This window comes from Loktanella sp. Alg231-35 (assembly GCF_900143545.1).
Lineage (GTDB): Bacteria > Pseudomonadota > Alphaproteobacteria > Rhodobacterales > Rhodobacteraceae > Yoonia.
In genome coordinates, this window is the sequence record NZ_FREV01000001.1 from 590683 (window position 1) to 617129 (window position 26447).

A 26447-nucleotide genomic window follows, 5' to 3' on the forward strand; every position below is an offset into this window, starting at 1 on the left:
TGTAGCCGCGCAGGGGTTCCCCACTTGAAACTTGAATGTTTCAGCCGCCCGACACCCTGTCTATGCGCGTAACTACCTATAGCAAATTTGAAGCAAAAATGAGAGCATCGCTTCAGCCATCACTGGAAATCTGCGGATGTCCCACGTCTTTCCAAGAAATTCCAAACACTTACCTCCGGTCGGGGTGACGGGCGACGGCGTCTATTTGGTTGATGAAAACGGCAAGCGGTACTTTGATGGGTCAGGCGGGGCGGCTGTGTCCTGCCTTGGTCACAGCGATCCCGATGTCATCGCAGCCATCAAATCCCAGCTTGATAACATGGCGTTTGCCCATACCAGTTTCCTAACATCGCAGCCGGCCGAAGATCTGGCTGATCTGTTGATTGCACATGCACCGGAAGGCCTGGACCGCGTCTATTTTGTGTCCGGTGGGTCAGAGGCCGTTGAAGCGGCGCTGAAACTCGCGCGTCAGTACTTTGTTGAGATTGGCCAGCCGCAACGATCAAAGATCATCGCCCGACGACAGAGTTACCATGGCAATACGCTGGGCGCTTTGGCCGTTGGCGGCAACGAATGGCGTCGTGCGCAGTTTGCGCCGCTGTTGATAGAGGTCAGCCACATCGCGCCGTGCTATGCCTATCGCGAACAGCACGACGGCGAGACTGAGGCAGATTTTGGCCTGCGCGTTGCTGATGAGCTTGAGGCCGAAATCCTGCGCCTTGGTCCGCAGAATGTCATGTCCTTTGTTGCAGAGCCTGTCGTGGGGGCTACGCTTGGCGCTGCTCCGGCTGTGACCGGGTACTTCAAACGCATTCGCGAGATTTGCGACAAATATGATGTGCTGCTGATCTTGGATGAGGTGATGTGCGGCATGGGGCGTACGGGGACGCTTTTTGCCAGCGAACACGATGGGATCAGCCCCGATATCTGTACAATCGCAAAGGGGCTTGGGGCCGGGTATCAGCCGATTGGTGCCACGCTATGCACCAAGGCGATCCATGATGCGATCCAGCAAGGTAGCGGGTTTTTCCAGCACGGACATACCTATATTGGCCACCCGGTTGCCTGTGCGGCCAGTCTGGCCGTGGTGACAAAGCTGACTTCGGGGCTGGTCGCCGGGGTCAGCAGCAAGGGTGAAGCGTTGCAAGACATGCTGCGCACGCGGTTCGGCCAGCATCCCCATGTGGGCGACATCCGGGGCCGGGGGTTGTTCGTGGGTGTCGAGTTTGTCGCTGACCGCGACACCAAGGCGTGCATTGATCCGCAGCACAAATTCCATGCGCGGCTGAAGGCGGCGGCCTTTGCGCAGGGTTTGATCTGCTATCCCATGGGGGGCACTGTTGATGGCAAGCAGGGTGACCATGTGCTGCTGGCGCCGCCCTTTATCTGCACGGCTGACCATTTGAGCGAGGTTGTTGAAAAACTTGGTGTGGCTGTGGATGCTGTCACGGCTGATCTTGGGATGTGACTTGCCAAAGCGCGCTGACATGACCAAGCATTTCATATGAGGTATTCGCTCGGCTTTATTCTGGCGATCAGCCTGGCTGGACTTCAGTTTCTGGCCATCATCATCGTTGTTTCCACATCTTTCGTTTCATCAGAACGCGCGATGTTGGATCACGCGCGCGGGTTGATGCGCGATGCGGGCCACAACGCAGTGGATCACACGAAACGGTTTCTCGAACCCGCCCGCGAAAGCGCCGATCTGGCCAGCCGTATCCTGCAAAGTGAGGTTGTCTCGACCGCTGATCCGGTTGAGATGGAACGATATCTTTTTCGCCATCTCCAGTCCAAGGCGCAGCTTTCGGGCATCTACTACGGCGATGAGGCGGGCAATTTCGTCTATGTCATGCGCAGCGACGGTCCGGGGTCTTATCGCACGAAATTCGTCGCGATTGATGGGGAAGAACGCACAACAGAGCTGATCTGGCGCGCTGAGGATTTTAGTGTGGTCGAGCGGGCCTTTGACCCTGACGACATCTTTGATCCGCGCAGGCGGCAGTGGTACATCAACGCAAGCACCGCAGAGGCCGGTGTCTGGACCAACCCCTACATTTTCTTTTCGTCGCAGCATCCGGGGATCACCGTCGCAGCACCAGTGTCGCGCCCTGATGGTTCGCTGGAGGGCGTGGTTGGCGTAGACATCGAGATTGCCGAAATCTCGGAGTTTCTGTCCGGTCTTGCCATTGGCACAGAGGGCACAGCGATCATTCTGAGCGATAGTGCCGAAGTCATCGCGCATCCTGATCAAACGCAAATCAGCGTGGAAAATGCCGATGGCACGCTTGGTTTTGCGCAAGTGGACGATCTGGGCGACCCGATCGCGCGCACGGCATTGGCCGATCTTGATCCCCGCGCGATATACGCCCAAGGCCCGATGCAGTCAGAGTTTGCCTATGAAGGCGACAGGTTCATGACCTTGTTTTTGCCGATCTCAGGCATTGAGTTGCCTTGGACCATCGCCGTTTTTGCACCTGAGGATGATTTTATTCAGGGCATCAAGGATAACCGTCGGCGCAACACCTGGATTGCAGCGATTATCTCTCTGGTTACGGCTGCGGTGGGAGTCCTGCTGGCGGAATTGATTCTGCGCCCTGTTCGGGCTTTTGCGGTCCGAACGGCCCTGGTGTCACAGGGTGAAGTCTCTACGACGGACCCCTTGCCGCGCACCTATCAGGAATTGCGCAAAGCCAACCGGACCCTCATTCACGAGATTGCCCAGCGTCGCGATGCAGATCGCATGATCGAGGAACTCAGCCGCGACATGTCCCACTTCTCGCGGGTGAATGTCATGGGGCAGATGGCAACCGGACTTGCCCATGAGTTAAGCCAACCTTTGACCGCGATAACCCAGAACGTTGATGCGGCCATTACGGTGGCGCGCCAAGACCCCAACCCAAGTGCAGAACTGCTGACCATCCTGTCCGAGCTTGACGAGCAAGCCCATCAGGGTGGCGATATTATTCGCGCCTTGCGCGGTTTTGTCCGCAAAGATGAAGGTCAGTCAGAGCATTTTGATCTGGGCGAGTTGGTCGCGCAGACCAGCCATTTGATGCACAACGAAACCGAAACACATGGTGTCGCAATCAAGGCTCAACTGTCATCATTACCGCCCGCGATTGGAAACCGCGTTCAGATTGCGCAAGTGCTGATCAACCTGATGCGCAACGCCGTTGACGCGATGGTTGCGGCAGCAAGCACGCCCAAGATCATCACGATCACGGCGCGGAAGACTGGTGACAAGATAGAGGTCTGGGTCGATGACACCGGCCCTGGCGTAGCTAAGGACGTGACGCTCTTCAAACAGTTCCAGACCAGCAAGCCGGATGGGCTTGGTTTGGGGCTTTCGATATCGCGCACGATCATAGAGGCGAACGCGGGCCATCTATGGTATGATAGGACCGGGACGAATAGATCGCGGTTCTGTTTTACGATACCTTGTGCAGACCCCCGGACTGGCGACCCATCCCAACAGGCATCACAGATCAGGCAAACGACCCTTTGAGCAACGACCAGACATCCAAATCAACGGTTTTCCTGATTGACGATGACGACAAGATCCGGACGACCTTGTCGCGCGCGCTGACCAAACGTCAATTCAACGTGCGCAGCTTTGAAAGTGCAGTGCGTTTCCTTGCGGAATACGATCCGGCAAAGCCGGGGTGCCTCGTGCTCGACTACGGCCTGCCAGAGATGAACGGGCTGGAACTGCAGAGGGTTTTGGCAGACAAGCAGATTACCATTCCCATCATCTTTATCTCTGGCCATGGGGGCGTACCGGAATCGGTGCAGGCGATGAAGGCAGGTGCAGTCGATTTCCTTGAAAAGCCGTTTCGCCAACATGTTCTTGTTGATTGCATCACGGCTGCCTTTGCTTCTGACATGGCCATGCGCGCGTTAGAGGTAGACCGCAAATCAGCGCGCGAACGCTTTGCGACACTGACCACGCGCGAACGCGAGATTGCCAATTTCATGATCGCAAACCCATCAAATACGGCCAGTAAGGAAATCGGCCGCGAGCTGAGCATCAGCCCAAGAACCGTTGACCACCATCGTGCACGTATTCTGGAAAAGATGGATATCAATTCGGTGGCCGAACTGATTGATCTGTCCAATTCTGTGGCCGATCTGATCTAACTGCGCCCATGGCTTTGATCATAGGCCGACGAAGGCGGTGGCCGATGCAGCGCGCGGGCCTCTTTGCCGGGATCAAAGACCTCTATCAGTAGCGGATGGCATGTGGTCTTGTCGGATGAATGTTCTTCCGAGCAATCCCCGCCGGGGCAGGCCGACAGGCCCACGATCAGGTCAATCTCGGCAAAGAATTCAAGATAATCGCCCGGCCGCACCGGGCTTGCCTTCATGAAATACTGCCCCGTGCTGCGCGTAAATCCGGTACACATGAAGACGTTCAGCACATCATGGACATGTGCCTCTGCATCGGCCATGGACAGCCCGGTGTGATCTGCAAAAGCGCGGGTCAGGTTAGAGTGGCAACAGTGATGGTAGTCTGACCCAGACAACAATCGCCCGGTGTACGGGTCGCAACGTGTTCCGATCACGTCATGCACAGAGCCGCCGAATTCATCAAATCCATACCAATCCAATGTGTCCGCGGTGATCGTGGCCATAGGGCGCAAGTGCGGGAAACTGGCCCACATTCTGTCGCCTGTGGACAGATGGGTGCCATGCAGTGCCCGTGTCTTGCCGGAATAGAACCGCTCCTTGATGTCGGCCTTGCTCCACAGGTTTAGATCTCCGACCTGCGGCCCTTCAACGGATGAAATGCGGAAGAAGCAGCCGGCCGGCACATCAATGCAGGCCGCGTCGCGTGGGAGTGCAGTGACTTCGTCGGATTTGGATGCGCTTTGGCGTCGCGTCGAGAGTGCTTCAAGATCAGGCGGGATCAGCGCCTCGGGTGGATAGCAAATCACGGGCTTGATAGCGCGGCGGTCAGCGGCGTCACTGGGTGGCACGAACTTTGGATCGGTAGGTTTCATGGCGGCGTCTTTCATGGCGTTGAAGCCGAAAGGCTAGGCCGCACTGTTGGTGAAAACAAGGTCGGTACAGGACAGCTAGCCGTCGATAAACCTTTCACTGGCCGCCGATATCGGCAACACATGTGTCACTCACATTGAAAGGGCTGTCATGGTACGCTTCCTGAAAATCGCAATCCCTGTGTTCCTCTTGGGTTTCATCACCGGCAACGCGTTCTGGTATCTCGCCTCACCGCTCTGGATTGATCGGGAAGTGTCAGAAGCCTTGCCTGCTGATCTGGTGCTGACACAAGTGGCCAGTGGCACGTTCCGGGACGCAGACCGTGCCCATAAAGGCGAGGGTCAGGTCGATATCCTGCGCACGGGCAGTGGGGCAGGGCTTGTGTGCCTAACCGCGTTCCGCGTGACCAATGGCCCCGATTTGGAGGTTTGGCTGGTGGCTGCACCGAACCCCGAAACCTCTGATGATGTCAAAGCGTCAGACTGGGTCTCTTTGGGTCAGCTCAAGGGGAATGTGGGTGATCAGACCTATACGGTGCCTGATGACGTTGATCTGTCAGCCTATGGATCTGTTGTGATTTGGTGCGAGCAGTTCGGTGTTTTGTTTTCCCCCGCGATGCTGACCCATAGCAGCTAGGGCAGCGGGCCAACTGGGACGATATCGGGGCAATCGGCATGTGTTTCAGGTGTCCCGGTGTACCAGGTTGTCAAAAGGCTGACGCGTGGGGCATCGCCAACGACGGCCTTGTTTGACCTCTCAAACCCGTGCCATCCGGGGCGCGATTTTCGCTTGTTGCCCGAAAAATACATGCCTGTGTTGGGCAGGAATGGCGCGCGGCGCAGTTCACGGTGGGCTTTCCGAAACGGGCGTTGCCACTTTGGCAGATATTCATAAAGCGATGTGCCCAACCCGTCGAGGCTGTCATCTGGTGGCAGGTACAACAGCATTGTCGCAACCCGTGGCAGGTCGTCGAAATGCGGAGGCATATAGTAGGATTCCGTTTCGACCCGCAGGGCGGTGCTGACAAAGATGGGCTGGTCATTCACCTCTGCGGTATTACAGCCAAACACCGGTGCCAGATCCTCGGCAAGGCAACCAAAGACGGCTGATTTGACGTCTGTAGACATAATTGCCGTTCCCACGGCCCACCAGAGGGCTTGCTGTTCTTCTGCAATCCGCGCGACGCCAATATCCGGCAGTTCGATCAGGTCGCGGGTAGAGATGCCTTCACTATCGTGAAAAAGTTCAAGGCTCATGGGCCGGAAAGCCTGTTTGTCCGGCACATTGCCAAGCATGTCCTGATAGATGTCTTCGGGGAACACATCGTTGAGCATGGCATGCTGGCACGGGGCGACATCAACTGGAGTTGCATTGATCGCGTCCACAAGATGATGTGCGATACGTGTGCAGAGTGCGCTGTCCTTTTCCAAAAACTTACCCCCGGACTGATCAATGTAACGGGGTTGCCCAGCCAGCAGACGCCCCCAAAGACTATGCTATCACAACAGTAAATGAGGTGTTTCACCCTGAGCAAGGGCTTTGCGCGCGATCGGCAATAGTTTGATCAGTGAGCGGCGAAGATTGGCCTTCATTGGATTTTCGCCAACCAATCTGGGCGACGTAACCCACGCAGCTAATTCGCTGACGCGCAGGCGCGTTTTGGTCTGGACGATGCAACAACAGTCACCACAACCTCCTATACGGCCGTGACAGGCAGTGCTGGTACTATCAGCTTTATGGGCAGGCGATTTTTGACGGGTTCTTTTTTGAGATTGTGTAACGCAAGGCTCGTTATGCGGGCTATGGTGCGGGCAATGCCCCGATCCGGCTGGCCGCGCAGGCCCAGACACGCAAACAATGAGGTGCCGCATGACAGACGATGCAGATGCAATCCGCGCATGGTGGCGGACGTCCATCATCGATATGGAACCGGGCAAAATTGCCTTTCGCGGGCATCCGATTGAAGACTTGATCGGCAATGTTTCCTTTCCCCAGATGATTTGGCTGATGACAACAGGGCGCGTGGCCTCGGCAGAGGAGGCGGCCTTGTTGGAGGCGGCTTTGGTTGCTGGCGTTGATCACGGCCCCCAAGCGCCCTCGATTGCGGCGGCCCGCATGACCGCCACCTGCGGTGTGGGGCTAAACAATGCGATGGCCAATGGTGTGAACATGCTGGGCGATGTGCATGGCGGGGCGGGCGAACAGTGCGCAGAACTCTATTATGATATCGCGGCGCGCATGGATGCAGGTGCTGCCCTTGATGATGCGGTGCAGGCCGGGCTTGATGGCTGGCGTGCGCAGAATGGCAAGATTGTCAGCGGCTTTGGGCACCGGTTTCACAAACCCGTTGACCCGCGCGCGCCAGGTTTGATGTCTTTGGTCCGTGATGCTGCTGACGCTGGCACAGTGTCTGGTCGTTACGCTGATATCGGAGAGGCGGTGCAGGCTAACCTTGGCCAGACGCGCCCGCTCGCGATGAATATCGACGGCGCCACTGCGGTCATTTTCTGCGAATTGGGCTTTCCTGCGCCATTGTCGCGCGGGCTTTTCTGCTTGTCCCGCTCGGTCGGGATTTTGGCTCATGCTTGGGAACAGATGCAGCAGGGTGGCCGCAACAAAGGGCCGATGCCCCCTGCCTATCTGCCAAAGTATGAGCCAGGCAAAAAGTAGGTTGCAAAGAACATGATGTAATAAAAAACATCATAGATTGCTGAATGGAATATTTGTGCCCGTACCCAGCGCTATGCAGGGCACGCGCTTGACTGCCTGCGGATGAACTCAGGTGCGCAGTGCAGGCTGGTACCAGTGCCGGATGAAGGATCAATGATTGCAGACACAAGCGCTTGTCCCGCTTCTTGACCGATACGGCGCGCGGGCAGTCGGACGGTCGTCAAGGCGGGCTCAATCTCGGATGATCCCTTGAAGTCGCCGATCCCTACAACCGTGACATCGTCCGGTACGGTCAACCCGCTTGCCGTGGCACCGTAGAGCGCACCAGTGGCCAGAATATCATTGCCGCAGATCAAGGCGGTTGGCCGACTGCGCTTGGAAAATAGATGCTTCGCATCCAGTTTGGACTCCGAGATACTATAGACGGTTTCCAGCATCCATTCTTTTGGCAACTCAACACCAGCATCGCGCAGTGTTGTCAGAACGATCTCGCGTCGCGCAAGTGCGCGGTCGTTGCCATTGGTAGGGGGGAACATGCAAGCAATCCGCCTGTGACCCAAAGACAGGACGTGCTCTGCGATCAGTTTGCCGGCCTGTTCATTGTCAGCACCGATCGAAGGGTAACGCGATTCCGCCGCATAGTTCCACATCAAGACGCAAGGGATATCCTGACTATCAAGAAGCTGAAACACGGCTTCATCATGGTCGAGCCCGGTCAACACCACGCCATCAACCCGGTGTTCAAGAAACTTGCGCAGGATCGCATATTCACGTTGCAGGTCATACCCGTGCGAGGCCAACAGAATGGTAAAGCCTTGTGCTGCGACCGTATCGGAAAAGGCCTGCACCACCTCTGCAAAGATCGCGTGGTCCAGCGTTGGCACCAAAACGCCAATCGTCCCTGACCGGATGCCATGGATCGTTTGCGCCGCTCGGTTGCGGATGTAACCAGTGCGCCGCACGGCGGAATCAATTCTTTTGCGGGTGGCGGATTTGAGCAACTCGGGGTGGTTAAAGTACCGCGATACGGTCGATGGCGACACGCGTGCCGCCTTTGCCACGGTGATGATATCCGCCTTTTTTAGTTTATTTTCAGTCATCTATACCGCCAATTCACCGCATTTATGAAAACATTTGCAAAACTATTTTCATTGCGTAGCGTAAATGGTCAAGCCTGAGTTTGGGAGGAATTGGGCAAGATGGATTTCCTGTTCTATATGGGCGACGTGTTCACCCCGATCAATTTCGGGTTGCTTTTGCTTGGGACCATCGGTGGTCTGATCCTGGGCGCAACACCGGGGCTGTCGCCGACGATGGCCGTTGCTTTGCTGATCCCATTCACCTTCCAACTGGAACCGCAACAGGGGCTGATCCTGCTGGGGGCCGCCTATACCTCGACGGTGGCCGGGGGCGCAGTCAGTGCGATCTTGCTCAAGATACCGGGCGCGCCTGCCAATATCGCCACGACCCTTGATGGGCACACGATGGCGACGAAGGGCGAAGGCGCGAAGGCGCTGCAGTTGTCGTTCATTGCCTCTGCCATCGGTGGTCTGTTCGGCGTGTTTCTTCTTATCTTTCTAACCCCGGTTCTGGCCCAATGGGCGCTGGCCTTTGGGCCGTCACATCTGTTCTGGCTGGCCATTCTGGGTGTGACCGTGATTGGTACGCTCGATTCCAGCTCTGTTGTGAAGGGGCTTTTGTCGGGCTGTATCGGTCTGTGGCTCGCCACTATTGGCTTTGACGACATCATGGGCGCGCAGCGGTTTATCTTTCATCCTGCGGTTAGCGGCGGCATCAACGTCATTCCGGCGTTGATCGGTCTCTTTGCGATCCCGCAAGTGATCACGATGTTTACCAAAGGGCGCAGCAGCGACGATGCCGAGGTTATCAGTGTTCAAAAGCACCCGATCCGCCTTGCCTTTGTAGAGGTGTTCAAGCGCAAAACGGCGCTGGCCATCGGCACTATCACCGGGTCCATCATCGGGCTCATTCCGGGTGTTGGCGGGCAGATCGCGGGGCTTGTGGCTTACGACCAGTCCAAAAAGTTCAGCAAGGAGAGTGAGAAATTCGGGACCGGCCACAGCGAAGGTGTGATTGCCGCCGAAAGCGCCAATAACGCGATGGTGGGGCCATCACTGGTACCACTGCTAACGCTTTCTATTCCCGGCTCGCCCACTGCTGCCGTTTTGCTGGGTGGCCTGCTCATCCACGGGATTTTTCCCGGTCCTGACCTGTTCATGAATTACCCGCAGGTGGCTTGGACCTTTATCGACTCCATGTTGATCGGGCAGATCTTGATGTGCATCTTTGGCCTTTATATTGCAGGTCTGGCGGCAAGTGTCGCACGGGTGCCCCACGCAGTCATGGCGGCCATTGTGTTAGGGCTTGCTGTCTTTGGCAGCTACTCAGTCCAGAATTCCATGGGTGATGTCTATGTGATGGGCACCCTTGGTCTGGCGATGTACTTCCTTGAACGTTTTGGTTTCTCTGCGGCACCGCTGGTGCTCGGCTTGATCCTTGGACCCATCGCAGAGGCGAACTTTATTCAAGGCTCCATGATTGCCAATGCAACCGTTGGCACAGGCACCTACTTCTTCACTGGCTGGCTGAACTGGCTCTTGATTATCATCGTCTTGGCCTCGATCGGCTACTCTGTCTGGATGGAAGTCATGGCTCGCCGCTACACCACCAAAGAAGAAGCGGTCGCGAAAGAAGAGGCGTTGTCATGACTGATCTGCCACGCAACCAACATATCATTGCATCCGGCCTGATCGCCGCAGTCGGGATCAGCATTGCCTACATCAGCTTTACCCAAGAACCCGCAGACGCGTTTATCTTTCCACGCCTGATTTCATCAGTCTTCGCTGTCTTGGCGATCTGGACCTTCGTAAAGGCGCTTCTGGGCCGCACCAAGGTTGGCAACGGGATCAGCGGAGTGGCGATGCGCAATATGCTGCCGGGCCTGATCGTTGCGATCATCTATGTGTATTGGGCGGCCAAAGCGCTGGGGTTCTACACGGCAACCGCAATCGCTTTTTTCATCTTGCTTTCACTTTACGATCCGTCCCCGCATTCAGAAATGAAAAGTTGGGTCAAACGGATCTTGATTACCGCTGGTTTCATGGCGGTCATGTACGGTCTGTTCGCGCAATTGCTGAATGTCTTCACACCGCGAGAGATCTTTTTCTGAACCGCATAAGCGGCAGATTGAACCCTAGGGAGGATACTATGAAAAAATGGATTGCAGGGGCCGCAGTGGCCTTGGCCACAATGACGGGACAAGCCTTTGCCGAAGGGCATGGCGACTATCCGGAACGGCCTATCATGTTGATGGTCAGCTATGGCGCTGGTGGTGCGACTGATTTTCAGGCGCGCATCGTGACCATGACCGCGGGCAATGAGGATGCGTTAGGTATGCCTATCGCCATTGTAAACCGGCCCGGCGCGGGCGGCCGCGTAGGTTGGAACTGGTTTGCGACTGAGGCTGAGGCCGATGGTTATACACTTGGTGCGTACAACATTCCGCATTTCGTGGCTCAGTCGATTGAAGGTGGTGTTTCTTACTCATCAGACAGCTTCGAGCCAATCGCAAACTGGGGCGCAGACCCGGCGGTCTTTGTTGTTGGCGCTGATAGCGACTTCAACTCAATGGAAGACGTTGTGAACTACGCCAAAGCAAATCCGGGTGGTTTGACTTTCTCTGGCGCTGGTCTGTTTGTGGGTCACCACATTGCAGCATTGCAGCTAGAAAAGGCCGCAGGTGTTGAGCTGGCCTATATCCCAAACAACGCCGGTGGTGCAGGCGCGATGCGCGCCGTGATTGCAGGCGAAGTGCTGGGCGGGGTCAATAACCTGTCTGACGCCTTCCGCGCGCAGGCCGCAGGCAACGTCAAAATCCTTGGTGTGTTCGACTTGGAGCGCAACGCAGAGTTCCTGCCAGACGTGCCAACCATGATGGAGCAAGGCTTTGACATCGACAACGCATCCGTGAACTTCCGCGGTGTGATGGTGCCAAAGGGCACACCGCAAGAGGTGATCGACCATCTTGCCGCGACCGTGCCAACGATGTTTGAAAATGGCCGTGTCCAAAGCCGTATGGCCGCAGGCGGATCACCGATGCATATCATGACACGCGACGAAGTGCTTGAAATGTGGGCCGCCCGTCAGGCAACGCTGGAAGAGCTTTTGGCCGACCTTTAAACCTATCGCGCAGCACCCGAACATTGGGTGCTGCGCAACCCCAAACAGGAACATCCCCATGAACACCGTTGATCCCATCGCAGAGGTCGAAGCCATCGTTGCACGTGCTCGTGCGGCACAAAGCAGCTTTGAGCGCGATGGATCACAAGCCGCCTATGATCGTGCTGCACAAGCGGCAGCTTGGGCGATCATGGAACCCGCACGCAACAGGCATCTGGCAGAGCTTGCGGTTGAAACAACCGGGCTGGGAAATGTGCCCGACAAGATTACAAAAAACCATCGCAAAACCCTTGGCTTGATGCGCGACATTCAGAACGTACAGACCTATGGGATCATCAGCGATGATCCGGCAACGGGTATCACCGAAATTGCGCGCCCCATCGGTGTGATCGGCGCTGTTGTGCCTTCGACCAATCCGGGGGCGACGCCTGCCAACAACATCATCAATGCACTGAAATGTGGCAATGCGATTGTCGTTTCGCCGTCGCCAAAGGGTGTACCCACCTGCGAAGCGCTGTTTGGATACATTCATGCCGAGTTCGACAAGCTGGGGATTGACCATGATCTGGTTCAAATGATCCCCGGTCGCGGTTCAAAAGAGAAAACACAGCGCCTGCTTGAAATTGCCGATTTGATCGTGGTCACAGGCAGTCAGAATAACGTCAAGCGGGCCTATACATCCGGCACCCCGGCGTTGGCGGTTGGTGCGGGCAATGTCGCTGTCATCATAGATGAAACGGCAGATCTGGCCGCTGCTGCGGAAAAGATCAAAGCCTCCAAGACGTTTGATAATGCAACGTCCTGTTCGTCCGAGAACGCCATCGTTGTCGTCAACGAAATCTATGACACCTTCGCCGCCGAGATGGCGCGCACCGGCGGTGCCCTGATCACAGATGAAACGAAGGTCACCTCGAAACTCTGGATGAAGGGTCATCTAAACCCACAGGCCATTGCCCAAGACGCGGACAAGCTGATTGCAGCCCTCGGGTTGACCGGTGACGTGCCCGCTGACACCGCCTATATCGCGGTAGAAACAAAAGGCATTGGACCTGAACACCCGCTGTCGGGTGAGAAACTAAGCCGTGTTCTGACGGTTTACCGCGCCAAGGACTTCGCGGATGCCGTCCGCATCACGCATGAAATCGAAATGCACCAAGGGGCAGGGCATTCGGTTGGGCTGCATACGCAAACCGATGATCGGCCCCTGACGCTCGCCAAGGCGATCCCTACCAGCCGCGTGATCGTAAACCAGGCCCATACCTTTGCCACAGGTGGGTCCTTCACCAACGGCATGCCATTCTCGCTGTCGATGGGTTGTGGGTCGTGGGGCGGCAACTCCATCGATACCAATCTGCATTGGCGGCATTTCATGCAGACCACAAAAATCGTACGCGAAATTCCTGCCGACGAACCCGCCGTCGAAGATATCTTTGGCGGCTATTGGAGTGAGGCTGGCAAATGATCTTTGACAGAGCGGTGCCGCCTCAGGGAACCGTAAAAGACTGGCTGGATGCACGCGCCGACAGCGCTGGCGTTGCCATTGTCTTTCCTGAAACCAAAGAAACCCTGACGTGGCGCGTCTTGCGCGATGCCGCGCGCGACATGGCAAAGGGGTTGGTTGGCCTAGGGGTCAGACAGGGCGAAAGCGTCGCGGTCGTGCATCCCAATGGACGCGAGGGGGTGCTTGCTCTTTATGCTGCACTTTATGGCGGGTTTCGTGCGACGATGATCAATCTTGCAGCCGGGCCTGACGCCATTGCCTACGCGCTTGAACACAGCGGCGCACGTTTTGCCTTTGTGCATGATAGCCAGACCGAGGCCATCGGAAGGGTCGCGCCTGCGGGCCTGACAATCATAGCGCCGGGAATGCTGAACGGGCAGGCGGACATTCCGGCCTTCGATGCCAGCCAACACGCGCTGTTGATGTACACCTCTGGCACGACAGGGCAGCCCAAGGGCGTCGTGCATAGCCACGCAAGCCTTCTGGCTGGCGGATGGACAACCGCCATCGCGCATGACTTGTCTTCATCTGATCGCGGATTCTGCGTTCTGCCGATCTATCACATCAACGGGCTTTGCGTGACCATGATGGGGGCGCTGGTCTCGGGTGGTTCGCTTGCTATGGCGGCGAAATTCTCTGCAAGCAGGTTCTGGGCTCAGGCAGAGGCAACAGAGGTGACGTGGTTCTCTGTTGTGCCCACGATCATTAGCCATTTGCTGCATCATGAAACTGACCCAAGCCCGCAGGTTCGCAAACGCCTTCGGTTCGGGCGCTCTGCATCATCCGCACTTGCAGTTGAAACGCAGTCCGCATTCGAAGACCGCTTTAACGTGCCAATTGTCGAAACGATGGGGCTGACGGAAACGGCCGCGCAGATCCTGTCCAACCCCTTGCCACCCGGCGTACGCAAGATCGGATCGCCCGGGGTCGGGTATGGCAACGACGTGTGCATTCTGACATCTGACCTGAAACCAGCACCTGCCATGCAGGAAGGCGAAATCGCAGTTCGCGGTCCGAACGTAATGGTCGAGTATCTGCACAACCCCGAAGCCACGACAAAAACATTCAACGGAGAGTGGCTTCGTACCGGTGACCTGGGGCATATAGACGAAGACGGCTATGTTTTTGTAACGGGCCGTTTGAAGGAGCTGATCATCAAGGGTGGCGAAAACATCGCCCCGCGCGAAATTGATGAGGTGCTGTATTCAGAACCTGACATCATCGAAGCGGCGGCCTTTGCCCGGTCCTGCAAAAGCTACGGCGAGACGGTCGAGGCCGCAGTTGCCGTCAAGCCCGGGTCGAAACTGTCCGAGGCAGCATTGATCAAACTTTGCCAAGATCGGTTAGGCACGTTCAAATCGCCAGATACGATTCACTTTCTTGACGAGTTGCCAAAGGGGCCATCCGGCAAGATCCAACGGCTCAAGCTGGCCGATATGGTGTAGCGGGTTGCATGATCTGAAAGCAAGGTTTTGCTGAATGCACCAAAGCGCAAAAGGACCCTCGCGCACCTATCCCAATAGCGGAATTTGGGGTTGTTGAGGCGTCAATAAGACGACGTGCCTGCCTCGGCCAGATAACGGGCACGTGTGCCGTGAAACAGTTCACGCAAGCGATGATCACCGTTAACGATGCGATCAACTTGGATCGAGAAATCCGTATTGGCAGATCCGTAAAACGCTTCTGCTGCTTCATCCTTGGTCGTGTTGCTATTGCTGCTCATTGATCCCCCCTTGGCAGATTGGCGTTATGTGAAGTGTCCAGAAAAACCCACAACAGGCAATTACGTGTGATTACCTATGAGGTGTCGGAAAATCAGCTAACTGCGATGTGTCCTAGGGCTGCGATCGCAAACAGATCGCCCCGTCGGGCGGCACCATACCTCATCGCCGTCGCTTTGGTTCGCAGAACCAAAGACCTTTGCTTGTGTCCATCCACCGGGTTTCTGATTTAGGCGCGTCACTTGCCCCCGCATCGCGGGCGTGTTCCCGTTGGCCGGAGCAATCCGATGGTGTTGTGATAGCATGGACTTTTGCAATCGTGGTCTCACCCTCAGTGCGCCGACTTTCAAACGTCACTGTAGCACCTGCTGAAATTTCGCTGCGGTGGAGCTCGCTGAGTACATTTCCCTGCAGAAGGAACGCGTCCTCGGTTCCTTCAACAACAACCGACCCAATTCCCTTAGCACCATCAAACCACTTCACGATGCCGGTTAACAACAGATCTTCGCTTTGGGTCGCATTCGCACTGACGTTCACTCAACAGTTCTCCTCACTCGCATCATGTTCAGACATGAAATCTCGAACATTTTTTCACGGGCGATTGTGGCAATGTTGAGGATTTTGGCGATGACGTTGGGTTAGGCAATTGCGGTTGGATTGCTGATAGTCGGCAGATCACTCTTTGCCATGATCTTGCGAAGGTTCTGCTGCCTTGTCTGGGGCAAGTGCCACCGGAAACAAAATATACCGTGGTGTGACGTGTTTAGATAAGCCGGCATATTCATGGCGTGTCACACCAAACTAATGAATGGCTAATATATCGAAGTGTAAGTGAATGGTGGAGCCTAGGGGAGTCGAACCCCTGACCTCTTGCATGCCATGCAAGCGCTCTCCCAACTGAGCTAAGGCCCCATCTGTGCAGCAACTGCTGCGTGCTGCTCTTTAGGCAGCGGGCCGGGCGAGATCAAGTCAAAAATCGCGCCCGTACCTGTCGTTTATTCGTCGTCGTCCTTGGCAACGTCGGCCAGTTCGTCAAGCGAGACTGTGTCGTCGTCGTCATCTTCCAGAACATCATCGCCCAGATCGACGTCTTCATCATCGTCGTCTTCATCGTCAAGCACCAGATCTTCTTCTTCGGTGCTTTCCTTCATCTTGGTGGTCTGTGCATCCTCGGCATCCGCAACCATGGTGCGGGTCTTGGATGTGTCGACGGCCACCTCATTGCCCGAGTACGGGCTGATGATCGGCGTTGCGTTCAGGTCGTAAAAGCGTTTGCCGGTTTCGGGGCAAAGGCGCTTTGTGCCCCACTCTTCCTTAGGCATAGGCTATCCCTTCAAAACTTTAGGTCGTCCCTTGCGGGTGATCGGTGCCAACTGCCATAAGCAGGGGGGCGTGTCAAAGCCTTTGGCACCGTTGATATGCGAGTAGTTGGATATGGGCCGTCATACGCTTGAAGGCAACCCCCCGATTGATGTCACTTTGCGCCAATCCGCCCGTGCCAAGCGGCTTTCGTTGCGTGTGTCCCGTTTGGATGGCCGCGTGACCCTGACCATGCCGCCGCGCGCACCTTTGCGCGAGGGAATCGCCTTTCTGCACAGCAAGGAGGTGTGGCTGCGTGGCCATCTCGCTGATCTGCGCCCGGTGGCAAAGGCAGGTGCTGGCGGCACGGTGCTGTTGCGCGGAACACCTGTGCCTATTCTGGCAGGACCGTGGCGGCGTGCGTCATTGTCTGACGAGGGCCTGCGCGTCGCTGACAATGCGCCTGCCGGTCCGCAAGTGAAGGCTGTCTTGCGCCATCACGCGCGTGATGCGCTGGCTGCGGCCTCTGATCGCTATGCTGCCGCATTGGACCGCAGTTATTCACGCCTGACGATCAGGGATACCCGGTCGCGCTGGGGGTCGTGTTCGGCTGAGGGCGCGTTGATGTATTCGTGGCGGTTGATCATGGCGCCGCCTGAGGTGCTGAACTATGTGGCCGCCCATGAGGTTGCGCATCTGGTCGAGATGAACCACCAGCCCGCATTCTGGAACACAGTGGCGGCGATCTATCCTAACTATGCTGCACCGCGCCAATGGTTGCGCGATCATGGTGATGCTTTGCACCGTGTCAGCTTTGACGATTGACCAGACTGCTGTTTGTGATCACATTTGATCCATGATGATCCAACCCCGCCCTCAGGACAGTACCACAGCCGCCCATGAACGGGTTTACCGCGCGCTGCGCACTCGCATCATGCACGGTGAGATCGGCCCCGGAGAGGCGCTAACCCTCCGTGGGATTGGCAAAAGCTATGATGTCTCCATGACACCGGCACGAGAGGCCGTGCGCCGTCTGGTGGCGGAAGGGGCGCTTTTTTTGTCTTCATCGGGCCGGGTGTCCACGCCTGCGCTGTCGAACGAGCGCATTGAAGAACTGGCGACGCTACGCGCCCTGCTGGAGCCGGAACTAGCGTCACGGGCTCTGCCGCGCGCGCATTTCGCATTGATCGAGCGTTTGGAGGCCATCAATCATAGCGTCAGTCAGGGCATCGCGCGCCACGATGCAACGGGCTATATCCGCATGAACTTGGAATTTCACCGCACGCTTTACCTGCGCGCGCAGGCCCCTGCGATGCTGGCGATGGCGGAAACCGTCTGGCTGCAGCTTGGGCCGACGATGCGGGCACTGTACGGGCGGCTAAACCGGACAGAGCCGCCTTACAATCACAAGCTCATCCTTGCCGCCCTGAAGGCCGGAGATGAGCCGGGATTGCGCCTTGCCGTGCGCTCTGACGCCACGCAGGGCTTGCGGATGCTCAAAGGCTAGGCGGGTAGTTGTCCAGATCAGAGATCGCCTGATTCATAACCCGACGGAAATCTTCGCCGGGCATGCCGATGCCATAGGCGAGGTTGGAGAGGAACTCATGCTCTGCTGGCAAGATACGCCCGCTGGCCAAGGCCACATAGAACGCGCCGCGCATCATGATGTCCTTCTCACCATCACGCATACCTTTGCCAAAGTTGATGAAGTCCTGCGAACTGAGGTTCATATCAATATGGTCGGTGATGCGGATGATATCGGCGGCCAGCACATTGCGGCGTGTCAAGCGTCGGGCAGTTTGGCCGATTAGCGCAATCTCGTTCGAGGCGACGATGCCGTCGCATTTGCCAACATAGCACAGCACATCCAGAATCCGCTTTGAGGACTTCTTGCGCATGCGCGCACGCGGATCGAGCCCCATGATGGATTTGAGACGGCGAATAATGACCGCGATCAGACCCAAGGCCAGCGCCGCCCAAAGTCCGTAGTTCTGGACCGTTCGGCGTATGCCGTTCATTGGCACAGTGGGGATCGTTTGATCGACGAGGTTCAGCGACTGTGCCGTTTCCATCTGCTCGGCGCTGAACAGGCGGTCGGGCTCGGTGGCGCAACGGTCATCCGCCAGCGCATAGCCGACGATATCGCTCGTTAATGTAAGCCCGAAAATCCGAAAGTCGTTGGTGACATAGCACAGCGACATCTTGGAGTCGTCAGGGCCGGGGATTTGGGTCTGATCAACAAATTCCAGATCAGGAAACATGCCTGTGTTCGCCGTGAAGGCGTGGGCAGGACTGCTGAACAGCAAACTTAGCAACAAAAGGGTCGTGAACCGCCTCATGAGGACTCTCGGTCTATTTTACTCAATATCGAAACAACGAACTCAAAGAATGTGGCGTGCGTATGTCCGTGGCCAGATAAAATGTTGGATTTTCAATTGGATCTTGCAGCAATGACACAGTTGGCCGCAGCGGCGAGCAGAGCTTGTAGTGCCCCGAAAACGGGGCACTACACCTGCTGTCTATGGGTGCCTAGGCTTATGCGTGGATCGCGCCATCACCACAGGCCAATGCGGCTTCACGCACCGCTTCTGAATATGTCGGATGCGCATGGCACGTCCGGGCGAGGTCTTCTGCGGCGGCCCCGAATTCCATCGCCACACAGATTTCATGGATCAGATCACCTGCCATCGGGCCGATGATATGCGCGCCCAGCACCCGGTCCGTGGCTGCGTCCACAAGGATTTTCACAAAACCTTCGCCTGCGAAATTGGCCTTGGCCCTTGCGTTGCCCATGAAGGGGAACTTTCCGACTTTGTACTTGCGACCCTGTTCTTTCAGCGAATCTTCGGTTTCACCGACATTGGCGACCTCTGGGTGGGTGTAGATCACGCCGGGAATCACACCATAATTCACATGGGGGTGCTGGCCTGCGATGCCTTCGGCAACGGCCATGCCTTCGTCTTCGGCTTTATGGGCCAGCATCGGCCCGTCGATTGCATCACCAATGGCATAGATGCCGGCCACATTGGTGGCATAGCGGTCGTTGGTTTGGATCTGGCCACGCTCTGAAACTTCAACGCCCAAGCCGTCCAGTCCCAGGCCGTCGGTGTAGGGTTTGCGGCCTGTGGCGACCAGAACCGTGTCGGCGACAAGACTATGCTCGCTATCGTCCTTGCGCAGTTTGTAGGTAACAGTGGCCTTGTTGCCCTTGACTGTCACGCCCTGAACGGCGGCGCCAAGTGTGAACTTAAGCCCTTGTTTTTTCAGCATTCTCTGAAACGTCTTGGCAACCTCGGCATCCATGCCGGGGGTGATGGCGTCAAGGAATTCGATCACTTCAACCTCGGCCCCGAGACGCGCGTAAACCGAACCCAATTCAAGCCCGATCACCCCTGCACCAATCACGACCATTTTCTTAGGCACTTTGCCCAATTCCAGCGCGCCGGTAGAGGTCACAACAGTCTTTTCGTCCACTTCAACACCGGGCAGAGAGGATGGCTCGGAACCCGACGCAATCACGATGTGCTTGGCGTCATGGACGTCATCGCCAACCTTGACTTTGCCTGCCTCAGGGATTGAAGCCCAGCCCTTAATCCAGTCTACCTTGTTCTTTTTGAACAGAAATTCGATGCCGCCGGTATTCTGGGAGATCGTCTCGGACTTGTATTGCAGCATTTGTTTCCAATCGACCGAAGGCGCTTTGCCCTTCAGGCCCATGGTCGCGAAATTGTGCTGAGACTCATGCAGCATATGTGTCGCGTGCAGCATCGCCTTGGAGGGAATACAGCCCACGTTCAAGCAGGTCCCGCCCAGCGTTTCGCGCCCTTCGACGCAGGCAACTTTCATACCCAGTTGGGCGCAGCGAATAGCGCAGACATAGCCGCCGGGGCCGGCGCCGATAACGATGACATCATAGCTGGACATGGGGGTCTCCTTTAGGGGTAACAGGGCATACACATCCCGGAAATAGGTTTGTCATATCAAGGCTGACACTATCATCAGCATGGTTGAGAGAAAGCCCACAAACCAAATCAACGAACGCCAGGGCGCCCAGCCAAAGTAATAAGCGGGGATATAAAGAACGCGGGCACCCAGAAAGGTCCACGCACAGGCGGCGCTGAACCCGGTGCCTTTGTCGCCCAAAGTGAGAACGACAACAGCGATCGTGAAAAGGATCAGCGCCTCAAAATGGTTGTTCATCGCGCGGATCAGGCGGCCGGTCTTGTCGCTGACCTGTTCGACTATAGGCTTGCCCATACGACTGGGATCGCGGGGCGAGGCTGTCTTGCCCGTTCCCAGCTCGACATTGGCGGGGATCGCCATAAGGACGAACTGGAGGCCCTGAAGCAGGCCCGCGAGGGCGAGGACGGTGAGTTCTGCGGTCATAGTGCTCTGATTTCGGTTTTACGGATGAGGTATGTGAACAGCAAAGTGCCGATGATCAAACTGACGGTGGCAATCGCTACTGCGATGTACATCGGGCCTGAGTGAGCCTGGTTCATGAAAGACGGTGCCATAATGAGGCAAAGGCCGACGAACTGCATACCCAAAATCCAGACAACCGCACCGGATCGCACCGCCATTGCCAGTGCCGCAACTCCGAGAGCCATGGTGCCGTTCATGGCCCCCACCAGTGCGGTCAGAAAGACGCTCGTATCCACCTTTCCGACTGACGAGACAAACTGATCATAGACGAACTGGCCCAGCCGCAGGGTGCCAATGATCAAGAGTGTCAAAGAGATACGGTAGACCCAGTTTGATATCTTTGTGCGGGCGTTGGGCATGTGAGTGGTTTGTCCGTTAGAAAAGCGCTGTGAGCATCATGGCCAAACCGCCCAGCGATGCAAACCACGCGACTGAGCGCACGAGCGGAATGCCAGAGGCGTAGGCGGGGACATAGGCGACGCGCGCCCAGAACCAGACCGCGGCCCCTAGGGCGGACGTGGCGGTGCCCAGTTCTGTGACCGCGAGGATCAGGGCGAGTGCGGCAAAGGCCGGGAAGGTTTCTAGATAATTGGCCAAGGCCCGCTCGATCCGACTCGCGACGGTGTTCTGATCGCGATGTTCATCCTGCGGACCAAGCGCCCAGCCGAGGCCTTTGCTGAGGTCGCTGAAGGTGGCTTGGATGATGACATGGGCGATCAGGAGGATGACGCCGTAGGTGAGGTATTGGAGTTCTGGGGTCATTTTCTTCTTACCGGCTTTGGGGCGCCCTCTGCGTCCGTCAGATAGGTCATCCGCTCAGTTAGGGCTTGTAGATTCATGAGGTTTCCGCCCGGCTTGCCGGGCAGCGCCCGCCCCGAGGTCCGGGCGCTTCCCTGTGCCGTCGGTATGTGGGGAGGGTTTTCAAACTTTTGTGTCGCTTTCGTTTGGTTTTCGCGTGGGTTTCACCCACCCTACGTAGGGTGGGTGAAACCCACGCGGTCAATCACAGGTCCATCAACAACCGCCGTGGATCCTCAAGCGCTTCTTTCACCCGCACAAGGAACGTCACCGCCCCTTTGCCATCCACGATACGGTGGTCGTAGGACAAGGCCAGATACATCATGGGGCGAATGACGACTTGCCCGCCGATGGCCATGGGCCGATCTTGGATTTTGTGCATGCCCAAGATGCCCGACTGTGGAGGGTTCAGGATTGGGGACGACATCAGTGACCCGTAAACGCCGCCGTTGGAGATCGTGAAAGTGCCGCCTTGCATTTCGGCCATGCTCAGCTTGCCATCACGTGCTTTGGCGCCTTTTTCCGCAATCGCCTTTTCGATGCCTGCAAATGACATCTGGTCGGCGTCGTTGATCACCGGCACGACAAGACCCGTGGGCGTGCCTGCGGCGATGCCCATGTTGACATAGTTCTTGTAAACCACGTCCGTCCCATCGATTTCGGCGTTCACCTCTGGCACTTCGTTCAGGGCGTGGATGCAGGCCTTGGTGAAAAAGGACATGAAGCCAAGTTTGACGCCGTGCTTTTTCAAGAACAGGTCTTTGTATTCGTTGCGCAGCGCCATGACCTCGGTCATGTCGACCTCGTTATAGGTGGTCAGCATGGCAGCAGTGTTCTGGCTGTCTTTCAGACGCCTGGCGATGGTTTGCCGCAGGCGGGTCATCTTGACCCGCTCTTCGCGTTCCGCCTGATCAGCAGCGACCGGTGCGCGCGGTGCCGCAGCCGCGGTCGGGGTGGCGGAGGAGAGGGCGTTCAGCACATCCTCTTTCATCACACGACCGTCTTTGCCGGTGCCCGCGACGTCTGAAAGATTGTTTTCAGCCATCAGTTTCTTGGCGGATGGAGCGTCTTCGACATCTTTGGCGGCAGCTGGCGCTGGCGCAGCTTCTGCCTTGGGTTCTTCTTTCTTGGCCGCTGGTGCGGGCGCTGCGTCACCCTCGGCGATTTGGGCCAGCAAGGCATCAACGCCAACCGTCTCGCCTTCGGCGGCGACGATTTCGGACAATGTGCCAGCGATGGGGCTGGGCACCTCGACCGTCACTTTATCGGTTTCCAGCTCGCACAGCATTTCATCAACGGCGACGGCATCGCCGGGTTGTTTGAACCATGTGGCGACAGTGGCCTCTGTCACGGATTCGCCAAGTGTTGGGACGCGGACTTCGGTGCTCATTACTTTGTTCCTTTGATGGTCAGCGCATCGTCAACGAGGGCTGCTTGTTGTGCTTTGTGCTGGCTGGCCAGACCCGTTGCGGGCGAGGCTGCAGCGGCGCGCCCGGCGTAGGCGGGGCGTGTGTGCTTGGCTTTGATCCGGGTCAGGACCCACTCGATATTGGGTTCCATAAAGGACCACGCACCCTGGTTCTTGGGCTCTTCCTGGCACCAGACCATCTCGGCGTTTTTGAAGCGGGTCAGTTCATTGACGGCCGATTGGGCCGGGAAAGGATAGAACTGTTCGTAGCGCATGATGTAGACGTCTTTGATCCCGCGCGCGTCGCGTTCTTCCAGCAGGTCAAAGTAGACTTTGCCGGAACACATCACGACCCGCTTGATCTTGCTGTCTGCCACCAGTTTGGTGTCGGAGTTGCCAAGCTGAGCGTCGTCCCAAAGGACACGGTGGAAGGAGGAACCGGTTGTGAACTCTTCCTTCTTCGAGACCGCCAGTTTGTGCCGTAGAAGCGATTTTGGCGTCATCAGGATCAGCGGTTTGCGGAAGGTCCGATGCAGCTGACGCCGCAGCAGGTGGAAGTAGTTAGCCGGTGTCGTGCAGTTCGCCACGATCCAGTTGTCGCCGCCGCACATGGTCAGGAACCGTTCCAAACGGGCGGAGGAGTGTTCGGGACCTTGCCCCTCATAGCCATGCGGCAGGAGGCACACGAGGCCGGACATGCGGAGCCATTTGCTTTCGCCTGAGCTGATGAATTGATCGAACATAATTTGCGCGCCATTGGCGAAGTCGCCGAACTGTGCTTCCCAAAGCGTGAGTGCGTTCGGTTCGGCCAATGAATAGCCGTACTCAAAACCCAGCACAGCGTATTCGGAAAGCATCGAGTCGATGACTTCGTATTGCGACTGACCGTCACGGATGTTGTTGAGCGGGTAGTAGCGATCTTCGTTGTCTTGATTGATCAGGCCAGAGTGGCGGTGGCTGAACGTGCCGCGCGTACAGTCTTGGCCCGATAGGCGCACAGGGTAGCCCTCTGTCAGGAGCGAGCCAAAGGCCAGTGCTTCGCCTGTTGCCCAGTCGATATTCTCGCCGGTCTCGAACATTTTGGCTTTGTTTTCGATCAGGCGGCCGATTGTCTTATGCAGCGGAAAGTTTTCTGGCGCCGTAGACAGCGCCTGACCCACGGCGTTGAAGGTGGCTTCTTCAATCGCGGTCACGCCGCGCTGATAATCTTCGTCCTTGCGGTCGAGGTGGGACCATTTGCCATCCAGCCAATCAGCCTTGTTCGGCTTATAGGCTTTGCCTGCCTCAAATTCCTCGTTGAGGTAGGCTTGGAAGGACGCCTTCATGTCCTCAATCTCGCCTTCGGGGATCAGCCCGTCACGGACCAGGCGCTCTGTGTAAAGCGTCAGCGTGGTCTTCTGCTTCTTGATCTTTTTGTACATCACCGGGTTGGTAAACATCGGCTCGTCGCCTTCGTTGTGACCAAAGCGGCGGTAACATATGATGTCGAGGACCACGTCCTTGTGGAACTTCTGGCGGAACTCTGTCGCCACGCGAGCGGCGTGGACAACGGCCTCTGGATCGTCACCGTTCACGTGAAAGATCGGCGCCTCAACCATCAGCGCGATGTCAGTGGGGTAGGGGCTGGAACGGCTGAAGTGCGGCGCAGTCGTGAAGCCGATTTGGTTGTTGACGACGATATGCATCGTGCCGCCGGTCTTGTGACCTTTCAGACCAGAGAGACCAAAGCCTTCGGCCACAACGCCCTGACCCGCAAAGGCCGCGTCACCATGCAGCAGGATGCCCATAACACGTGTGCGATCTTCGTCGTTCTTCTGGTCTTGTTTGGCGCGAACCTTGCCCAGAACAACCGGGTTCACTGCCTCTAGGTGCGAGGGGTTCGCGGTGAGCGAAAGGTGAACCGTGTTGTCATCAAAAGCGCGGTCGGACGACGCGCCAAGGTGGTATTTCACGTCACCCGATCCATCGACATCCTCGGGCTTGAACGATCCGCCTTGAAATTCGTTAAAGATCGCGCGGTATGGTTTTTCCATCACATTGGCGAGCACCGACAGGCGGCCACGGTGCGGCATGCCGATGATGATCTCATCAATGCCCAACTGACCGCCACGCTTGATGATCTGCTCCATCGCTGGGATCAGGCTTTCGCCACCATCAAGGCCGAAACGCTTGGTGCCCATGTATTTGACGTGCAGGAATTTTTCGAACCCCTCGGCCTCGACCAACGAGTTCAGGATCGCCTTACGTCCGTTTTTGGTAAAGGCGATTTCCTTGCCGTAGCCTTCGATGCGTTCTTTCAACCAACCGGCCTCTTCGGGGTTGGAGATATGCATGTATTGCAGTGCAAACGTGCCGCAATAGGTGCGCTGCACGATGGCAAGGATATCGTTCATCGTGGCCACTTCGAGGCCGAGGACATTGTCGATAAAGATCGGGCGGTCCATGTCGGCGGCGGAGAAGCCGTAAGAGGCGGGATCCAGTTCGGGGTGCGGCGTGTTCTCACGCATGCCCAGAGGGTCAAGATCGGCAATCAGGTGGCCCCGGATCCGGTAGGCGCGGATGATCATTAGCGCGCGGATACTGTCAAGGACTGCGGCGCGGACTTGGGTTTCGTCTAGTGTGACGCCCTTTTCGGCGGCTTTGTCTTTGATCTTTTTGCCTGCGGCCTCAGGCTCTGCCGGCCACTGCCCGTCTAGGGCGGCGGTTAAATCGTCGGCAGGCGCGGGCGGCCAATCAGTGCGCGCCCATGATGGCCCCGTCGCCTCTGCCTTGGCATCCGCCGGAGCATCGCCCAAGGAACGGAAGAACGCTTGCCAGCTTTCATCAACCGCACCGGGGTTGTCGGCGTAGCGGGCGTAGAGTTGTTCGACATATTCGGCATTGTGCCCTTGCAAGAAAGAGGAGGCGTGGAAGACGTCGTTGGGGGAATGGTCGTTCATAAAGGGACCTCGTGAGGGTTGGGATCAGATTTCTTACTTGATCCCGTTAAAATCCAATAAGCGCGGGAAAGACAAAGGACCCAAACGCATGCGAATCCAAGAAAGGCGTAGGGGTGTGACTTGTAGAAGCCATCTTCTAGTGAAACGCTAACGAGTAGATTTGTGACCAAGAGTACGGGGCTGAGGATCAGAATTTCCCACTCCCAACTTTCTTGATCCCTTAACCTTCTGACAGCGCAAGAGTGCATTGGAACAAGAGTTGCAAGTTTGAGCAATAAGCCCGCAGCAATATTTAAGCTGAACAAGAGCAGCGTTATTAGGCTGCCAAAAATATAATACCACCAAAACTCGGACCGCGAGGCGCGGCCTTTGAATTGGAAAGACTTGGCAAGGCCAGTCTTGATGGCTTCAAGCGGTCCCATGGCGGGGTCCTGTGTGAGGTCCCGGGTCAGGCCCGGGACGGGTTGTTTTGATTTGCGCGCCCCGGA

26 protein-coding genes and 1 tRNA gene are annotated in these 26447 nt (G+C 56.8%); 12 read left to right on the plus strand and 15 right to left on the minus strand.

From position 1 onward, the window contains the following. Window positions 1–136: 136 nt before the first annotated feature. Genes DHN10_RS02985 through DHN10_RS02995 form a run of 3 tightly spaced genes read left to right on the plus strand, consistent with a single transcriptional unit; the run spans window position 137 to window position 4137 of the window. Window positions 137–1468: an aspartate aminotransferase family protein gene (locus DHN10_RS02985; RefSeq protein ID WP_108813745.1), complete on the plus strand. Its 1332-nt coding sequence runs from the start codon at window positions 137–139 to the stop codon at window positions 1466–1468. Window positions 1469–1504: 36 nt separating this feature from the next. Next, on the plus strand, window positions 1505–3505 hold the full coding sequence (locus tag DHN10_RS02990; RefSeq protein WP_108813746.1) for a cache domain-containing protein: 2001 nt from the start codon (window positions 1505–1507) through the stop codon (window positions 3503–3505). Beyond that, entirely contained in the window at window positions 3502–4137 is a 636-nt protein-coding gene (locus tag DHN10_RS02995) for a response regulator transcription factor (protein ID WP_108813747.1), read from the plus strand. The genes DHN10_RS02990 and DHN10_RS02995 overlap by 4 nt, the downstream gene beginning before the upstream one ends. Here the strand turns inward: DHN10_RS02995 and DHN10_RS03000 are convergent. Continuing rightward, window positions 4134–5000, minus strand: coding sequence for an urea carboxylase-associated family protein (locus tag DHN10_RS03000; RefSeq protein ID WP_108813914.1), 867 nt, complete (start codon window positions 4998–5000; stop codon window positions 4134–4136). The genes DHN10_RS02995 and DHN10_RS03000 overlap by 4 nt on opposite strands. Window positions 5001–5148: 148 nt before the next feature. On the opposite strand from DHN10_RS03000, the gene DHN10_RS03005 reads away from it, so the two are divergent. Further along, window positions 5149–5634, plus strand: coding sequence for a DM13 domain-containing protein (locus DHN10_RS03005; protein ID WP_108813748.1), 486 nt, complete (start codon window positions 5149–5151; stop codon window positions 5632–5634). Here DHN10_RS03005 and DHN10_RS03010 read toward each other — a convergent pair. Beyond that, the gene (locus DHN10_RS03010; protein WP_108813749.1) at window positions 5631–6428 is read right to left on the minus strand and encodes a hypothetical protein; all 798 of its coding nucleotides are present in this window, start codon (window positions 6426–6428) and stop codon (window positions 5631–5633) included. The two genes, DHN10_RS03005 and DHN10_RS03010, sit on opposite strands and share 4 nt — an antisense overlap. A 439-nt stretch (window positions 6429–6867) precedes the next feature. Here DHN10_RS03010 and DHN10_RS03015 point away from each other — a divergent pair, with 439 nt between their 5' ends. After that, window positions 6868–7668 (plus strand): citryl-CoA lyase, encoded by an 801-nt coding sequence (locus tag DHN10_RS03015; RefSeq protein ID WP_108813750.1) that lies wholly within the window; start codon window positions 6868–6870, stop codon window positions 7666–7668. A gap of 71 nt (window positions 7669–7739) precedes the next feature. Here the strand turns inward: DHN10_RS03015 and DHN10_RS03020 are convergent, their stop codons facing one another. Further along, window positions 7740–8768: a LacI family DNA-binding transcriptional regulator gene (locus DHN10_RS03020; RefSeq protein ID WP_108813751.1), complete on the minus strand. Its 1029-nt coding sequence runs from the start codon at window positions 8766–8768 to the stop codon at window positions 7740–7742. 99 nt (window positions 8769–8867) lie between these two features. Here DHN10_RS03020 and DHN10_RS03025 point away from each other — a divergent pair, with 99 nt between their 5' ends. From DHN10_RS03025 to DHN10_RS03045, 5 genes are read left to right on the plus strand one after another with little or no spacing between them, the layout of a single operon-like run. Then, window positions 8868–10397 (plus strand): tripartite tricarboxylate transporter permease, encoded by a 1530-nt coding sequence (locus tag DHN10_RS03025; RefSeq protein ID WP_108813752.1) that lies wholly within the window; start codon window positions 8868–8870, stop codon window positions 10395–10397. Then, window positions 10394–10858: a tripartite tricarboxylate transporter TctB family protein gene (locus tag DHN10_RS03030; protein ID WP_108813753.1), complete on the plus strand. Its 465-nt coding sequence runs from the start codon at window positions 10394–10396 to the stop codon at window positions 10856–10858. The genes DHN10_RS03025 and DHN10_RS03030 overlap by 4 nt, the downstream gene beginning before the upstream one ends. Window positions 10859–10896: 38 nt before the next feature. Beyond that, window positions 10897–11868 carry a tripartite tricarboxylate transporter substrate binding protein gene (locus DHN10_RS03035; RefSeq protein WP_108813754.1) on the plus strand — a complete coding sequence of 324 codons (972 nt, stop codon included), beginning with the start codon at window positions 10897–10899 and terminating at the stop codon, window positions 11866–11868. Window positions 11869–11926: 58 nt separating this feature from the next. Further along, a complete protein-coding gene (gene sauS / locus DHN10_RS03040) occupies window positions 11927–13330 on the plus strand; it encodes an acylating sulfoacetaldehyde dehydrogenase (protein ID WP_108813755.1) in 1404 nt (467 codons plus the stop codon). Beyond that, entirely contained in the window at window positions 13327–14814 is a 1488-nt protein-coding gene (locus DHN10_RS03045; RefSeq protein ID WP_108813756.1) for an AMP-binding protein, read from the plus strand. Before sauS ends, DHN10_RS03045 begins: the two co-directional genes overlap by 4 nt. Window positions 14815–14915: 101 nt before the next feature. Here the strand turns inward: DHN10_RS03045 and DHN10_RS19645 are convergent, their stop codons facing one another. From DHN10_RS19645 to DHN10_RS03060, 4 genes are all read right to left on the minus strand, one after another. Then, window positions 14916–15092, minus strand: coding sequence for a hypothetical protein (locus DHN10_RS19645; RefSeq protein ID WP_159086897.1), 177 nt, complete (start codon window positions 15090–15092; stop codon window positions 14916–14918). Window positions 15093–15252: 160 nt separating this feature from the next. After that, window positions 15253–15627, minus strand: coding sequence for a cold-shock protein (locus DHN10_RS03050; protein ID WP_108813757.1), 375 nt, complete (start codon window positions 15625–15627; stop codon window positions 15253–15255). Window positions 15628–15926: 299 nt separating this feature from the next. Continuing rightward, window positions 15927–16002 (minus strand) — tRNA-Ala (locus DHN10_RS03055). Between the two features lie 83 nt (window positions 16003–16085). Then, window positions 16086–16412 (minus strand): TIGR02300 family protein, encoded by a 327-nt coding sequence (locus DHN10_RS03060; protein WP_108813758.1) that lies wholly within the window; start codon window positions 16410–16412, stop codon window positions 16086–16088. 112 nt (window positions 16413–16524) lie between these two features. On the opposite strand from DHN10_RS03060, the gene DHN10_RS03065 reads away from it, so the two are divergent. Both DHN10_RS03065 and DHN10_RS03070 read left to right on the plus strand, forming a co-directional pair. After that, a complete protein-coding gene (locus DHN10_RS03065; RefSeq protein ID WP_108813759.1) occupies window positions 16525–17214 on the plus strand; it encodes a M48 family metallopeptidase in 690 nt (229 codons plus the stop codon). Between the two features lie 31 nt (window positions 17215–17245). Further along, complete coding sequence (locus tag DHN10_RS03070; protein ID WP_108813760.1) at window positions 17246–17896, plus strand: GntR family transcriptional regulator; 651 nt, start codon at window positions 17246–17248, stop codon at window positions 17894–17896. On the opposite strand, the gene DHN10_RS03075 is transcribed toward DHN10_RS03070, so the two are convergent. From DHN10_RS03075 to DHN10_RS20160, 8 genes are all read right to left on the minus strand, one after another. After that, window positions 17886–18728 carry a TerB family tellurite resistance protein gene (locus DHN10_RS03075; RefSeq protein WP_108813761.1) on the minus strand — a complete coding sequence of 281 codons (843 nt, stop codon included), beginning with the start codon at window positions 18726–18728 and terminating at the stop codon, window positions 17886–17888. The two genes, DHN10_RS03070 and DHN10_RS03075, sit on opposite strands and share 11 nt — an antisense overlap. A 196-nt stretch (window positions 18729–18924) precedes the next feature. Next, window positions 18925–20313, minus strand: a complete 1389-nt coding sequence (gene lpdA / locus DHN10_RS03080; RefSeq protein WP_108813762.1) for a dihydrolipoyl dehydrogenase — start codon at window positions 20311–20313, stop codon at window positions 18925–18927. Between the two features lie 51 nt (window positions 20314–20364). Then, window positions 20365–20775: an MAPEG family protein gene (locus DHN10_RS03085; protein ID WP_108813763.1), complete on the minus strand. Its 411-nt coding sequence runs from the start codon at window positions 20773–20775 to the stop codon at window positions 20365–20367. Continuing rightward, window positions 20772–21173, minus strand: a complete 402-nt coding sequence (locus DHN10_RS03090) for a hypothetical protein (protein ID WP_108813764.1) — start codon at window positions 21171–21173, stop codon at window positions 20772–20774. Before DHN10_RS03090 ends, DHN10_RS03085 begins: the two co-directional genes overlap by 4 nt. A 16-nt stretch (window positions 21174–21189) precedes the next feature. After that, on the minus strand, window positions 21190–21576 hold the full coding sequence (locus DHN10_RS03095) for an MAPEG family protein (RefSeq protein WP_108813765.1): 387 nt from the start codon (window positions 21574–21576) through the stop codon (window positions 21190–21192). Between the two features lie 241 nt (window positions 21577–21817). After that, window positions 21818–23002, minus strand: coding sequence for a 2-oxoglutarate dehydrogenase complex dihydrolipoyllysine-residue succinyltransferase (gene odhB / locus DHN10_RS03100; protein ID WP_108813766.1), 1185 nt, complete (start codon window positions 23000–23002; stop codon window positions 21818–21820). Next, entirely contained in the window at window positions 23002–25959 is a 2958-nt protein-coding gene (locus tag DHN10_RS03105) for a 2-oxoglutarate dehydrogenase E1 component (RefSeq protein ID WP_108813767.1), read from the minus strand. Before DHN10_RS03105 ends, odhB begins: the two co-directional genes overlap by 1 nt. Next, on the minus strand, window positions 25956–26381 hold the full coding sequence (locus DHN10_RS20160; protein ID WP_108813768.1) for a DUF805 domain-containing protein: 426 nt from the start codon (window positions 26379–26381) through the stop codon (window positions 25956–25958). The genes DHN10_RS03105 and DHN10_RS20160 overlap by 4 nt, the downstream gene beginning before the upstream one ends. Window positions 26382–26447: the final 66 nt, after the last annotated feature.

Excerpts from the sequence above, each read along its gene's own strand:
- DHN10_RS02985 (WP_108813745.1), top strand. The coding sequence starts at position 137 with ATGTCCCACGTCTTTCCAAGAAATTCCAAACACTTACCTCCGGTCGGG.
- DHN10_RS02990 (WP_108813746.1), top strand. The coding sequence starts at position 1,505 with ATGAGGTATTCGCTCGGCTTTATTCTGGCGATCAGCCTGGCTGGACTT.
- DHN10_RS03000 (WP_108813914.1), bottom strand. The coding sequence starts at position 5,000 with ATGAAACCTACCGATCCAAAGTTCGTGCCACCCAGTGACGCCGCTGAC.
- DHN10_RS03005 (WP_108813748.1), top strand. The coding sequence starts at position 5,149 with ATGGTACGCTTCCTGAAAATCGCAATCCCTGTGTTCCTCTTGGGTTTC.
- DHN10_RS03015 (WP_108813750.1), top strand. The coding sequence starts at position 6,868 with ATGACAGACGATGCAGATGCAATCCGCGCATGGTGGCGGACGTCCATC.
- DHN10_RS03020 (WP_108813751.1), bottom strand. The coding sequence starts at position 8,768 with ATGACTGAAAATAAACTAAAAAAGGCGGATATCATCACCGTGGCAAAG.
- DHN10_RS03025 (WP_108813752.1), top strand. The coding sequence starts at position 8,868 with ATGGATTTCCTGTTCTATATGGGCGACGTGTTCACCCCGATCAATTTC.
- DHN10_RS03030 (WP_108813753.1), top strand. The coding sequence starts at position 10,394 with ATGACTGATCTGCCACGCAACCAACATATCATTGCATCCGGCCTGATC.
- DHN10_RS03035 (WP_108813754.1), top strand. The coding sequence starts at position 10,897 with ATGAAAAAATGGATTGCAGGGGCCGCAGTGGCCTTGGCCACAATGACG.
- sauS (WP_108813755.1), top strand. The coding sequence starts at position 11,927 with ATGAACACCGTTGATCCCATCGCAGAGGTCGAAGCCATCGTTGCACGT.
- DHN10_RS03045 (WP_108813756.1), top strand. The coding sequence starts at position 13,327 with ATGATCTTTGACAGAGCGGTGCCGCCTCAGGGAACCGTAAAAGACTGG.
- DHN10_RS19645 (WP_159086897.1), bottom strand. The coding sequence starts at position 15,092 with ATGAGCAGCAATAGCAACACGACCAAGGATGAAGCAGCAGAAGCGTTT.
- DHN10_RS03060 (WP_108813758.1), bottom strand. The coding sequence starts at position 16,412 with ATGCCTAAGGAAGAGTGGGGCACAAAGCGCCTTTGCCCCGAAACCGGC.
- DHN10_RS03065 (WP_108813759.1), top strand. The coding sequence starts at position 16,525 with ATGGGCCGTCATACGCTTGAAGGCAACCCCCCGATTGATGTCACTTTG.
- DHN10_RS03070 (WP_108813760.1), top strand. The coding sequence starts at position 17,246 with ATGATGATCCAACCCCGCCCTCAGGACAGTACCACAGCCGCCCATGAA.
- DHN10_RS03075 (WP_108813761.1), bottom strand. The coding sequence starts at position 18,728 with ATGAGGCGGTTCACGACCCTTTTGTTGCTAAGTTTGCTGTTCAGCAGT.
- lpdA (WP_108813762.1), bottom strand. The coding sequence starts at position 20,313 with ATGTCCAGCTATGATGTCATCGTTATCGGCGCCGGCCCCGGCGGCTAT.
- DHN10_RS03085 (WP_108813763.1), bottom strand. The coding sequence starts at position 20,775 with ATGACCGCAGAACTCACCGTCCTCGCCCTCGCGGGCCTGCTTCAGGGC.
- DHN10_RS03090 (WP_108813764.1), bottom strand. The coding sequence starts at position 21,173 with ATGCCCAACGCCCGCACAAAGATATCAAACTGGGTCTACCGTATCTCT.
- DHN10_RS03095 (WP_108813765.1), bottom strand. The coding sequence starts at position 21,576 with ATGACCCCAGAACTCCAATACCTCACCTACGGCGTCATCCTCCTGATC.
- odhB (WP_108813766.1), bottom strand. The coding sequence starts at position 23,002 with ATGAGCACCGAAGTCCGCGTCCCAACACTTGGCGAATCCGTGACAGAG.
- DHN10_RS03105 (WP_108813767.1), bottom strand. The coding sequence starts at position 25,959 with ATGAACGACCATTCCCCCAACGACGTCTTCCACGCCTCCTCTTTCTTG.
- DHN10_RS20160 (WP_108813768.1), bottom strand. The coding sequence starts at position 26,381 with ATGGGACCGCTTGAAGCCATCAAGACTGGCCTTGCCAAGTCTTTCCAA.